General features: G+C 32.0%; 13 protein-coding genes. 3 read left to right on the forward strand and 10 right to left on the reverse strand.

All coding sequences use genetic code 11. The annotated features are described in order from the left end of the window. Positions 1-36: 36 nt before the first annotated feature. The 7 genes from MY490_RS12795 to MY490_RS12825 form a co-directional block, all read right to left on the reverse strand. Positions 37-789, reverse strand: a complete 753-nt coding sequence (locus MY490_RS12795) for an SDR family NAD(P)-dependent oxidoreductase (protein ID WP_248266072.1) — start codon at positions 787-789, stop codon at positions 37-39. 33 nt (positions 790-822) lie between these two features. Next, positions 823-2,061 carry an acyl-CoA dehydrogenase family protein gene (locus MY490_RS12800; protein ID WP_248266073.1) on the reverse strand — a complete coding sequence of 413 codons (1,239 nt, stop codon included), beginning with the start codon at positions 2,059-2,061 and terminating at the stop codon, positions 823-825. A 42-nt stretch (positions 2,062-2,103) separates the two neighbouring features. After that, positions 2,104-2,853: a 2-phosphosulfolactate phosphatase gene (locus MY490_RS12805; RefSeq protein WP_248266074.1), complete on the reverse strand. Its 750-nt coding sequence runs from the start codon at positions 2,851-2,853 to the stop codon at positions 2,104-2,106. 37 nt (positions 2,854-2,890) lie between these two features. Next, complete coding sequence (locus MY490_RS12810) at positions 2,891-3,664, reverse strand: SDR family oxidoreductase (RefSeq protein WP_248266075.1); 774 nt, start codon at positions 3,662-3,664, stop codon at positions 2,891-2,893. 535 nt (positions 3,665-4,199) lie between these two features. Next, positions 4,200-5,465, reverse strand: coding sequence for a S1C family serine protease (locus MY490_RS12815; RefSeq protein ID WP_248266076.1), 1,266 nt, complete (start codon positions 5,463-5,465; stop codon positions 4,200-4,202). Between the two features lie 315 nt (positions 5,466-5,780). Then, positions 5,781-6,098 carry a helix-turn-helix domain-containing protein gene (locus MY490_RS12820; protein WP_248266077.1) on the reverse strand — a complete coding sequence of 106 codons (318 nt, stop codon included), beginning with the start codon at positions 6,096-6,098 and terminating at the stop codon, positions 5,781-5,783. An 80-nt stretch (positions 6,099-6,178) separates the two neighbouring features. Continuing rightward, positions 6,179-6,664 (reverse strand): Lrp/AsnC family transcriptional regulator, encoded by a 486-nt coding sequence (locus MY490_RS12825; RefSeq protein WP_248266078.1) that lies wholly within the window; start codon positions 6,662-6,664, stop codon positions 6,179-6,181. Positions 6,665-6,892: 228 nt separating this feature from the next. On the opposite strand from MY490_RS12825, the gene MY490_RS12830 reads away from it, so the two are divergent. Beyond that, positions 6,893-7,816, forward strand: coding sequence for a DMT family transporter (locus MY490_RS12830; protein WP_248266079.1), 924 nt, complete (start codon positions 6,893-6,895; stop codon positions 7,814-7,816). A 937-nt stretch (positions 7,817-8,753) separates the two neighbouring features. Here MY490_RS12830 and MY490_RS12835 read toward each other — a convergent pair. Continuing rightward, positions 8,754-9,029, reverse strand: a complete 276-nt coding sequence (locus tag MY490_RS12835; RefSeq protein ID WP_248266080.1) for a hypothetical protein — start codon at positions 9,027-9,029, stop codon at positions 8,754-8,756. Positions 9,030-9,577: 548 nt separating this feature from the next. Here MY490_RS12835 and MY490_RS12840 point away from each other — a divergent pair. After that, positions 9,578-9,745, forward strand: a complete 168-nt coding sequence (locus MY490_RS12840; protein WP_248266081.1) for a DUF3934 domain-containing protein — start codon at positions 9,578-9,580, stop codon at positions 9,743-9,745. Positions 9,746-9,924: 179 nt separating this feature from the next. Here the strand turns inward: MY490_RS12840 and MY490_RS12845 are convergent, their stop codons facing one another. Then, positions 9,925-10,125 carry a cold-shock protein gene (locus MY490_RS12845; RefSeq protein ID WP_069032402.1) on the reverse strand — a complete coding sequence of 67 codons (201 nt, stop codon included), beginning with the start codon at positions 10,123-10,125 and terminating at the stop codon, positions 9,925-9,927. A 420-nt stretch (positions 10,126-10,545) separates the two neighbouring features. Next, positions 10,546-11,013 carry a hypothetical protein gene (locus tag MY490_RS12850; RefSeq protein ID WP_248266082.1) on the reverse strand — a complete coding sequence of 156 codons (468 nt, stop codon included), beginning with the start codon at positions 11,011-11,013 and terminating at the stop codon, positions 10,546-10,548. A gap of 516 nt (positions 11,014-11,529) precedes the next feature. Between MY490_RS12850 and MY490_RS12855 the strand changes: the two genes are divergently transcribed. Then, positions 11,530-13,044, forward strand: coding sequence for an MDR family MFS transporter (locus tag MY490_RS12855; RefSeq protein WP_248266083.1), 1,515 nt, complete (start codon positions 11,530-11,532; stop codon positions 13,042-13,044). The last annotated feature ends 16 nt before the right edge of the window (positions 13,045-13,060 follow it).

Consider the following 13,060-nt stretch of genomic DNA (forward strand, 5'->3'; position numbering starts at 1 on the left):
GAATATTGTTTTAAACAACTTTTCAAACCTACTAGATTAGAATAGTAATCCTCCACCATCAACTGATAACGTAGCTCCAGTCACGAACGATGCTTCATCAGATGCTAAAAATAGTGCAGCTGATGCGATTTCATCTGGAGACCCTATTCTACCAAGTGCATTTGCACGGGATAAAATCGGCCACTTTCTTTCATCATTTTTCCATTCCTTAATAATATTTGTATCAATTATTCCTGGAGCAATGGCATTCACTCGAATATTATATTTTCCGTATTCTAACGCTGCATTTTGCGTTAATAATATTACTCCACCTTTAGATGCATTGTATGCACTTACATATTTCTTTCCTTTTAAGCCTAGCAAACTAGCTGTATTGATTATCACACCGTTGCCAGATTTTTTAAGCTCAGGAATTGCGTATTTTATGCCTAGAAATACACTTTTTAGATTAATTTCGATTACTTGATCCCATTCCTCTTCCGCTAAGTCTACACTTCTTACTTCGGAGTTTCCTATTCCAGCATTGTTAAACAAAATATCAATTCTACCAAAATGTTCTACAGCTCGCTTCATCAAATTTTGAATGCTTTTGCTTTTTGCAACATTCGTTTTAATGAAAATAGCTTCTTGATTTTTTTCTTTTATAACACCTAACGTTTCTTCGCCAGTAACTTCATTAATGTCTGCTATAACAATTTTTGCTCCCTCTTTTGCGAAGCGGATAGCAGTAGCACGCCCGATCCCACTACCTCCTCCTGTAATAACTGCGACTTTATCTTTTAGTCTCATATCGATCCTCTCTCAAACTTAATTTAATTTGAATTAATTTTTTATTGTCGAGAAGTTTTTTTCTGTAGTATGTTTTTTTAATTCTAATCTTGCTAACTGCGCTCGATGTACTTCATCTGGACCATCAGCTAATCTTAGCGTTCTGGCATTTGCCCATTGAGCAGCTAACGTATAATCATCAGATACACCTGCAGCGCCAAAGGCTTGAATAGCGCGGTCAATTACTCGTAAAGCCATTGAAGGTGCGACCACTTTTATCATTGCAATTTCTGCTTTCGCCTCTTTATTACCAACAGTGTCCATCATATATGCGGCCTTTAAAGTTAGTAATCTAGCTTGCTCAATTTCGATTCTTGAATTAGCAATCCATTCTTGAACTACGCCTTGATTTGCGATTGGCTTACCAAATGCAGCTCGATTTTGAACACGCTTACACATTTCTTCGAGTGCTCGTTCGGCAGCACCAATCAATCTCATACAATGGTGGATGCGACCTGGACCAAGTCTACCTTGTGCAATCGCAAATCCTTTCCCCTCTCCCCATAAAATATTACTTGCAGGAACTTTTACATTTGTAAACGTAATTTCTGCATGTCCATGCGGTGCATGATCATAACCGAATACTGGTAATACCCTTTCGATTTTTACTCCAGGTGTATTTAACGGGACTAGAATCATAGATTGCTGTTCATACTTAGGTGCATCCGGGTTCGTTTTACCCATAAATATTGCAATTTTACATCTAGGATCCCCCGCTCCAGATGACCACCATTTCCGACCATTGATGATATAATAATTACCTTCTTTTTTGATACTCGCTTCAATATTTGTTGCATCAGAAGAAGCGACCTCAGGTTCGGTCATTGAAAAGCAAGAGCGAATTTCACCATTTAAAAGTGGTACTAACCAATTTTCCTTTTGTTCTTTCGTACCATATCTTTCTAAAACTTCCATATTCCCTGTATCTGGTGCACTACAATTAAACACTTCTGGTCCAATCATAGATCGTCCCATAATTTCGCATAATGGAGCGTATTCTAAATTCGTTAACCCTGCTCCTAGGTCACTTTCAGGTAAAAATAAATTCCATAATCCTGCTTGTTTTGCTTTTTGTTTTAATTCTTCCATAACCTGCGGTACATCACTCCACCGAGTTTCTTGAGCATTTAACTGCTGCTCATATATTCGCTCATTAGGATAAACATAAGTTTCCATAAATTTTGTTAATTTTAATTGAAGCTCCTTACTTTTTTCCGTATATAAAAAATCCATTCAATCATCCCTTTCAAGTTACAGTGTTTTATAGAAAAATATTTAAATAGTTTCCTTTGAATAATTGACATGAACTACGCTTTCACCATCTACAAATATTGGTACAACATTAAAAATACTTTTACTAGAAACAAATTTTAATTCCTCTTCAAATCCATAGCGAATTAACATTTTACCAACATTCGATTCAGCTAAAATATCATTACATTTTGCTTTCAACCCCAAATAAAAATAATGGGCAGACTTAGCTGCATCGGATAAATTGAAAGGACATGATTCATTTACTAAGCAATCAATAAAATAACCTGCTCCATAAAAATCTTCCAAATTAAATTGTCCTGAAGATCCCGAACATACTAAAATAACAGACTCATCTTTGTAGGATTGTCTTAAGTGATTTGCAACTGCATTTGCATTTAAAATTGATGCAGCGTATACTTTTTTTGCATTTTGAGAATTTTTTAACGCCACTGTTCCATTCGTTGTTGATAATACGATTGACTTTTCAGAAACAATTTTCTTTAATGTTAATGGATTAGGGGATAGAAAACCTTCAATTGTATTCCCTTCATATTCCCCTATTAATAGATATTCTTTGTCCAAATTTTTATTTGTGAAAAGAACTGCCTCTTGTCCATTCATAACAGGTATGACCTCTTTTGCACCAAAGGCTAATGCCGCTGTAATTGTGGAAGTAGCAAGCAATACATCAAAGACGACTACTATCTTTTCATCGTTTAGTTTTTGATCATCAATTTCTTCTTTTTTCATCAAAAGATGAAGTTTGCCCATTTACAAAACTCCTTTTTTGATTATGATGTTTCAATCATTAAACGATCGATGTTCCACCATCAACAACTAGAATAGACCCAGTCACATAATTCGAAGCTGGCGCTGCTAAAAATAAAGCCGCACCTTTTAATTCGTCTTCATTTCCAAATTTCTTAAGTGGTATAGATTCTAATATTTCATTTGTTCCGTGGGAAATAACATCTTTAGACATTTTTGTCGGGAAAAATCCAGGAGCTAATGCATTGACATAAATGCCACTTGGACCCCATTTCGCAGCTAAATCTTTTGTAAAACTGATCACTGCACCTTTACTTGCACTATAACCAACAGCATTCATTACGTCTGGATTCGTTCCCACTAAGCCAGCAATAGAAGCAATATTTATAATTTTTCCAGATTTTTGTGCTAACATGATTTTCCCTACTGCTTGAGACATTAAAAACGTACCGGTTACATTAACATTCATTACTTTATTCCATGCCTCTAATGGCATTTCTTCAGCTGGTGCTCCCCATGAAGCACCACTATTGTTTACTAAAATATCAATTCGGCCAAAACTATCCTTCGTTTCGTCAACTACTCTTTGTACATCCTCTTTCTTTGTTACATCACACTTCAATGCGAAAGATTCTACTCCTAAACTTTTCAATTCTTCACTAATTTCCTGGCATGCTTCCACATTTCGAGAACAAAGTACTACATTTGCACCTGCTTCAGCGAATCCTTTCGCAATTTGTTCACCAAGACCTCGTCCACCACCAGTTACAATAGCTACTTTCCCAGTTAAATCAAATAACTCTTTTACGTGCATTTCAAATCCTCCTAAAATTAGTATTTATTTCATAAAGCCCCTATCTTTGCTCAAAACTATCATTTCATTTTAAACAAACGTCTAGATACTAACCAGTCGGTATGTTTGTTAATTAGATAATACAAGAAAAATTCTGAATATTCAATATTAAATGTTATTTATTTTTTTATGTTACTTTTTATCCATATTCAAATTGACTAGATTATTTGCTTACTATTTTACTTTTAGTTAGAATACATATTTTGAAATATAACTTTTTTAAACTACTATTTCTAGTAAAATCTAACAACAAAAAAACGTTGAAGTGTTTAAACTAATAAATTATTGAACCTCCTTCATTTATACGGCTCCTTTTGTTTGTAGCTCTACAATTGGCTTAATTAGAATTTTTTATCCCGATTATTAGTTCCAATTGCAACCTACAATAAGCAAAAAGGAGCCGTTTTATTCATTATGAAGTACTATATTATTCAAATAAATTTTTCACTATTTAATCTGTTTACTTTGCTGGTTGTGGGCAGTATCATACTAAAGTTTATTTGGATTCATTATCGTTTAATGGTGGATTCGATGTGGTATTTGAATTTGGTTTGCTGTTATACGTGAAAGTGTAAAGAAGAAGAATGAGGATTAGTATACTTGCTAAAATATCTTGAATGTAAAAACTCGTTTTGTGATTTGCCCAAAGTGTTTTGCTAGAGCCTATTTTTTGTTTCGATTCATGAATATATTTTTTTACATCTGGATGGTACGGATAGATTTGTTGGATTCCTTCGAATTTTGACAGAGCATCTTTGTAATAGCCGGCCCAGTAAAAAGTTAACCCTTCTTTGAACAATTTATCAGTTCGGCTTTTTGTATCATGTACGTCAGCTTTATTGACAACTTTCTTCAACGTGTTCACAGGTACCGCAAAATGAAATCCTTGCACTTCTTGATCATTTACCATATCTCCTCGAAAGGTGAGTAAGCCAATCAATTGTCCTTTGTTGTTGATGATGGGTCCTCCACTATTTCCATGGGTAGATGCTGCATTTATTTGAAGGACCGGACTACCTGCTAATGTAGTTTTTGAGATTGCTGAGATTTGCCCTTTATTCATCGTGGGGATAACATAACTATGCATGGAAAGTAATTCAGAATCTGCTGCAGCTGGGTAGCCAATCACCCAAATATTGTCTTGATCTTGAATAGAATCACTGTTTCCAAGGGGAATCGTAGGATAGTTGGAGCCATCGATTTTTAAAAGTGCCACATCTTTTCCATGATCGGTTGGTTGTTGATACCTTTTGACGACTGCGCTAAAAGGATCATCTACTGTCGGTAAGTACACGTCGACGCCTTTTTGGAAAATTTCGTAACTAGTATACTTTTTTAAGTACGCATCTGTGTATTTGTGCGTCCAATTATTTTCCGTAGCAACATCATCCACAAGAATTGAAAATGCCTCAGAAACAATATCATGATCGGACAATTGATGAGAATAAACGAGAACATGTGCGTTTGTCACAATATAGCCGTCCGGATTAATGATTGCGCCAGATCCAAAACCGTCCAGTTCAGTTTTATAATCCCATTTCTTTAATACACTCGTTACGCGTTTATCATCTAAAGGAATCGTCCATTTCACAATCGCATAATCAACAATTCGAACTACCGCTGGCTTTGTCGTTTCAGCTAATTGTTGAGGTTTTAGTATGTAAGGGGCAGATGGTTTCGTCGAAGTGAGCACAAACGATGTAACGATTAAGATCGCCAATACAATACAAAATGGAATGGTCACGAATGCCTTTTTTTTCATTCCAAACATCCTTTCATTTGTTTTGCTTACGATCATCTCCCAATAGGAAGTACATACACTAAAGCAAAAAAATGACATAACACCCTTACTCATCCTTGCACATTTTTCCCATTGGATTCATTCCACAAATAAACTAAATTAGTTAGTTTATTTTCTTTTTCTTTAATGCAAAAGAAAAAGCCGCATTTATGCAGCTTAAACCCTTTTACTATTGTATGGGAATTAAATATAAAAAAGATTTATTTATTGAAATTTCTTCAATAATCAATCCTTCCTTTGTAAAAATACGCTAATTCAAATGTTATTTTTTGAAAATTAAGGGATCGTTATTAAGTCTACATTTAGTAACCATTTATCGATTGCTGATTTAGGATAGTAAAACTCAGAGCCAATTTTTATATGAGGAAGTTCACTTGAATAACCACCGTCTCCATCATCTAACTCAGTTAGTTTGTGAATTTCCTCTTTACTTAAACCTAAATAATCAACTAATTCCGTCTGTGTTAATAGTTGATGCTGTACAGCTCGACTCGTTGTAGCTTTTGTCCCTAATCCATTAGAAATCTTCCAACTTCCAATTATGATACATACCCCTAAAAGAAAAATTGATATAGCTACTAAATAATTTTTCATCTGTTCACCTCTGTTCATTTAATTCAACATAGGTACACATTACCCTTTTTAATAAAGCAAAGGTCTAACGTTTAAAAATATTATTCTTCCTTTTCACATAAAGGCAAAACAGTAGAATTTTTGATTTCTCTTAAAGCTAAACTTGTTTGAATTCTTGTAATTCCGAGTTGATTTAACTTCCGAATAAAGTTCTCCAATTCCTTTCGTTCTCTGTTCGCAACTTTTAAAAGATAGTCATACTCTCCTGTTAATAAGTGGCACTCTAAAACTTGAGGCATGGATTTTAATTGCTTCTCTAACACGTCTAATTTATCAGCTTGATGGATATTTGTGTTGATAAAAATAAAACAAAGTAAGTCAAAACCTAGCTTTTCTTGATTTAAAATTGCAACTTGCCGATCGATGTATCCTTCATTTTCTAAACGTTTAACTCTCGCATGTGTAGCAGGTGGTGACAGGTTCACATGTCGCGCTAGTTCCGTATTACTTATTTGGCTTTCCTTTTGTAACTTATCTAAAATTTTAAGGTCTACTTCATCTAACACTTTATTTCCTTGATATTCCACTATTATCTACTCCCTTTCAATTATTCGGAAAAAAGTTTGAATTCAACATATAAAATGAATTATATTCTTTGAAATGATAAATTTAATTAATATTATTTTGTATTTATAACATTATACAAAATATTATACGGTAAAATAAACAATTATGTTAAACTATTTAAAAAACAGTAAGATATCACTGTGTAAAGTCTTTTAAACCTTAAGAACAATGAATTAGGGAGGTTACATATGCCAATCTTTTATATACTGTTGTTATTATTAACAAGTTTGTTATGGGGAGGGAATTTTGTCGTTGGAAAATCCCTTGTTGGTCATGCTTCTCCAATAACCTTAACAACTTTAAGATGGGGAATAGCAATTATTTTATTATTACCAATAGTATGGTGGAAAGAAAAGAAGATTTTACCTCCACGTAAAGCTATTCTTCCATTAATGATGATGGGAGTTACAGGTGTTGTTCTATTTAATCTTTTTCAATTTATGGCATTAGAAAAGACATCTGCAACGAATGTTGGGTTAATTTCGACCTTAAATACAATTTCCATTGCTTTATTTTCATCATTGTTTTTAAAAGAAAGAATAAACTTTTTACAAATATTTTCGATGATTATTTCGTTCTTTGGCGTTATTCTTGTGCTTTCAAAAGGAGATATGAATCTACTATTCTCAATGAAATTAAATTTAGGAGATTTATGGATGGTCATTGCCGTATGCATATGGGGAATCTATTCAGTATGTAGTAGATGGGCAACAAGGCTTATATCGCCTATGATGTCTACTCTATACTCAGGGATATTTGGATTCATTGTAATCCTCCCTTTTAATCTCACAGATTTTACGCTTGTAAAAATGAATGGCTCATTTATATTTTCAATTTTATATACTGGCATTATTTCAACTGTCTTATGTATGCTCTTTTGGAATATAGGTGTCCAAAAAATTGGCGCAACTTCAGCCGGTATTTTCCTAAACTTCAATCCCATTTTCACAGCCATTTTAGCGTTTTTCATATTAAATGAAAAAATGACATGGATTCAAGGACTTGGGAGCATAATTGTTATATTAGGTAGTTTCTTGTTTACTTACTTTAAAACAATAGGAATGTCTAAAAACAAACTGACTGTAAAAGAAGCAATGAAATCTCCAGCTTAAAGTTTGATCTGTTGTAGGTTAAAGTGATCTAACTAAAAATAGATTGGTAGTAAAACTGTTTTGTTTATTATGATGGGAAGATTGTTCATCCAAAGTATATCGGTTAATTGAATTAACAAATATAAAAATAGCCTGTATCAACGATTAATTGGTAATCTTAGATACAGGCTTTTTCTATTATTCTTGTTTTCTATAAGGTATACTTATAATCTGATGAAAGATTAGTTCCAATTAGACGATCTGTGAGAGATACTAATAATTCACTACAAATTTGAATGCTATATAGTATATTATTGCAGTTTTATTCTATAAATTAAAACCATAACTATTGGGTGCTAATCCCTTCCCCCTGATTTACTTACATAAATAGGGAAACGGTGTCTTTTTTAATGTTAGTTGAAATAGTAATCACATTCTTATTCAACTAACATGCAATTTAGTATAAGAAAAAAATCCAATAAATAGCCGTTCAGTTGTTCAAATTTTACAATGCGTTAGTTGCATAAGTTAGTATAAACTTTGTAAAAAAATTCAATTTGAGCAGGATCAGTATCAATAACAAATTAAAATTGAGGTAACTTATTGATCGAATAACACTATGAATAGTATTAATAAGACTATCCCAATAGGTATCGAAATTAACAATTGTTTCCACTTTTCATAATTAATAATAACTACTATTATGGATACTAATTCTAATATCCATAGAGAAACTCTTTCACTGATATTCAATGAATCTGGGAAATATATAGCAGTTATTAATAAAAGTATAGCCCAAAAAATTGAATATTTAATAATACTTAAAGCTAATTTATAGTGCACCATAATCCATTCCTTATTTACTATTTTTTATGAACATTATCATATATCTTTGTATTAATTTTATAGTACTAGACTCGGAGATTCTTATTTAATGGTTCAGTCGGATTTTTAAAAATTAATTCTTAATCCATGTTAGCATACGTAAAATAAGAAACGGTTCTAACCAAGTAATCAATAAAAACATGATAAAAAACGAAGATACAGCAAAAAACTTAGTGTTCCCTCTTTCTCTTTTGGAAATTGCTATAAAGCTACATATCGCCCCGAATAATAAAGATAAAAAACCAATTAAAGCAATAAGTTCGTTGAAGCCAGGAATTACATAAATTATTCCAAACAAAGCCAATCCAACAATTAATAATATTATCGAAAACGCACTGAAATTTTTCATATTTTCACCTCTTTTAATATCATTAATTTTTTAGGCTCGCTACTTAATATTTTAACATATATTTCCATTTTTTTGTTATCTTATTGAACTATCCTGCCATTTTGTTGAATAAAATAAGGAGCCTGTCCACTCCCAAAATGAAAAACGACTACATAAGCAATCCGATTTTACATCTGAAAACAATATTTTACATCTGAAAACAATATTTTTCATCTAAAACAATATTTTTCATCTAAAACAATATTTTTCATCTAAAACAATATGTATATTTTTTGAAACACTAAACTTCCACTTAGTTTTAGAAAGAATATCGACTTTTTATCCGTTTATTTTATATTCAACTAACGCATTCTACTTAAAAATATAAGGTTAATAACATAAATCCCTTACGCAGATTAATTTGCTTTCGTTCAATTACAATAAAAATATATTTAAATGTCCTCTTTTTGAAGACATTCATTGCTCTATTCTTGTTTAACTCACAAGTTAATTGGAAATTACTGAAAAACTGTATGGTACTTAGTGTATAATAACAATGAGGTGTTTATATGAGTAAAGCTAAAGCTAAAGGCGGTACAGGTAGAGGTACAGATAAGAAGGGTTGGAATAGGTGGCAAGCTAGTGCAAAAAAAGCAAAGAATGCGAAGCCATATGTAAGCAAAGGTACTAAAAATAAGGGAAATTCCAAAACAACTAATAATAATTCAAATGGCTAATTATATTCGATAATTATATGTATCTTCATTTTATATGGTCTTTAATACGTTAAACCATTTTCTTTACCAAGATCCACGTTAAATAGTACCCTTATTCTTTTTGAAAATAAGGGTTTTTTAATTTAAAAGACATAAAAAGAGTCGGATTCTACTTTATAGATTCCGACTCTTTTTTTCAATTAAGCCTTTTTAACATTAGTTGCTTGTGGCCCGCGTTGACCTTGTTCTACTTCAAACGTAACAGCTTGACCTTCATCTAATGATTTAAATCCATCAGTTTGAATAGCTGAGAAATGTACGAATACATCATCACCATTTTCACGCTCAATAAATCCAAATCCTTTTTCTGCATTAAACCATTTTACTTTACCATGTTCCATTTTTGTAACCTCCCAGTGTGGCTAACACACATTGTAATAGCCCAATTTTAACAATATAGTTATGAATTATCAAATTTTCATCAAAAAAAAAATAAAATAACTGAGTAATATGGTTAATTTAAAGTCGATTATTGTATAACTAACTCTTGCAATATTGTAAAAGAGAGTCTCCCTTTTTTTCTCCAAATTACTAATTGTTTGCTCTAATTCCTTGATTTTTTTATTAGAAATAAAAAAATTATTTGCTGCATATAATCTTACTTCTTAAATAATTATAATTACGATAAATACTACTTCTACTCTCGAAACTAATACCTTTCTTCAATATATATTTCACCTTTTATAGTAACAATCTCTAATTGAACTAAAGCAGTGCGTTAGTTGCATAGTAAACTAAAATTTTCTATTGGCTTCTTCCTACTAAAGTTGATGGTAAACAAGTGAAATAACGAGTGCAATTATCGGTAGAACAAAACTAAATTTGATACTTTTCCAGTAAATTTTATTGAGTTTATTAAATTTCTCTGTGTAATCCGAATATGCAGCTTTGACCATTTCATAAACTTCTGTTTCAGTTTCATCATAACTTTTCTCATCTCTTTTATTTATAAACTGCTCAAGCTTTGGGAAAAGTACTTTGTTTATTTTTCGAGAGTTAGAAAAACGCCAAATTATTTGATATAGCCCAAACCCCAAATTCCATGCGAAAAACAAACTGATTAAAGCCTCAATAAAATCTGAGTTTAGATTTTTTCCGAACTCCTTAATAGCACCCATAATCAACATCAAAATGAAAGTAGTTAAAATAATATAGATGAACGCAGTTAACGGCTTTATTCGGTAGATTTTTTTTATATCTTCCAAAATTTCTGTTTTACTCTTCGTCATTAAATTCATTCCCTTTAGATTTATATACAGCATAATGGAATGCACTATTTAAAGAATTGATTCTGTTGCATTTCCCTTGATCCACTATAAATTATACCTAATTAATCGTTATTTGTAATTTGGGGAAATTTTGCCCTTTTCAGTAGATTTTCAAATTATTTTTATTCAAATAATGTGCCATTATGTTAAATAGATCAGAGCCTTGATAATTATTTTTATATTACAAACAACCACAAAGATGAGAGTTACTACCTAAAGGATTTTTAAACAAAGTAAAGAATAATTAAAGTAGTAGAAAATTATTGAATTGACGTTTTTAATTGAAATTTGAATTTCAACTCTAAATTTAGGTATAAAGTATCAAAAAATTTAAAACGATGACACGTTAATCAGATATAGAATCACTATACTTGGATTTTTCTAGGATAGCTTCATTCCCAACTATTACAAGTTCTTCTTTTTTAAGTATTCAATGAATCAATTGAATAATATTGACAGGTCATAGGGAGGTAAAGGATGAAAGAAAATAACAAGACTCTTATTTTAATAGGTCTAATGATTGGAGTCATCTTCTCAGAGCTTGATGAGACAGTCGTTTCAACAGCTATGCCAACAATTATTAGGGATTTAGGAGGTTTAGCGCTTTACGGTTGGGTTGGTGGAGTTTACATGCTTTCGATGACCTCCTTTATGGCAATACTCGGCAAACTTGCGGATTTATATGGACGAAAAAAAATATATTTATTTAGTATGGGATTATTTATGGCTGGCTCAATTATTAGTGGTACAGCTCATTCTATGGAAGTCCTTTTAATTGGTCGTGGAATTCAAGGAATTGGTGCTGGAGGGTTAATGCCACTTGCGATGGTCATTTTCGGAGACAGTTTCCCAGTTGAACAGCGTGCTAAGCTACAAGGTATTTTCGGAGCTGTTATGTTTATACCTCAACTACTTGGACCGCTCATTGGAGGATATTTTGTACAGCATATATCATGGCACTGGATCTTCTTAGTAAATATTCCAGTAGGAGTTTTAGCTGCAATTTTATTAGCTTTAGGATTAAATGAATCGAAAGTAGACAAAAAAATCAATATCGACTGGTTTGGTGGGATTTTACTAGTTACCACATTAATCAGTTATCTGCTTACTCCTGTACTTCATCAAACAGAAGGATATGCATGGAGTGATCCTAAAATGATCGGTTTACTAATTTTAGGAACTATTTTACTTGGATTATTTATATTTGTAGAGTCAAAAGCAAAAGAACCAATTATTCCATTACACTTATTTAAAAATAGAAACTTTGTTGTCATTTCGGCTCTAGTATTTGTATTTGTTCTTGCGATAATGGGCTCACTTTCATCTTTCCCCTTCTTTTCACAAAATGTACTCGGTTTAACACCTACTGAATCTGGTTATTTAAATTTACCAATTATGGTTGGTGCGATGGGTGCAAGTGTAGTTGCTGGTCGAGTAATGAATAAATTCTCTTATCGAAATATTTACGGTGTTTCATTTATTATACCCATGATCGGTTTCTATTTACTTACAGGTATTACCGCTCACACTTCAATTATTACATTCGTAATTTATTTCATTATTCTTGGACTTGGATTCGGTGCACTATTTAACAATGCATTAATTGTTCAAGAATCAGTTGAAAAGGTAAATGTAGGGATTGCTCAATCGGCCGTTATGTTATTTCAATCCATTGGTATGACGATTGGCTTTAGTTTATTTGGTTCTCTATTAGCCTCTAAAATTACATCAGGAATGAAATCATTAGCTGGAAGTCTTACCGTAGATCAAATGCTACAATTAAAAAATGTACAAAATGGTATGATTCCATCCAATCTTGATCCGAACTTACTTGAAAAAGTAAAAACAGTCTTTTCTTATGCATTCCAGGATTTATATTGGGTATCTTTCGTGCTTGCTATTTTAACATTTTTAATTTGTTGGGGTCTGAAAAAGGAAATTTTAATAAAGAAAGATGAAGCAAGTGAAGTAAAAGAAGTAAATTCAATCTAATTAAAAAAACCATTCC

Origin of the sequence: Gottfriedia acidiceleris, assembly GCF_023115465.1 — a bacterium.
Classification (GTDB): domain Bacteria; phylum Bacillota; class Bacilli; order Bacillales; family Bacillaceae_G; genus Gottfriedia; species Gottfriedia acidiceleris_B.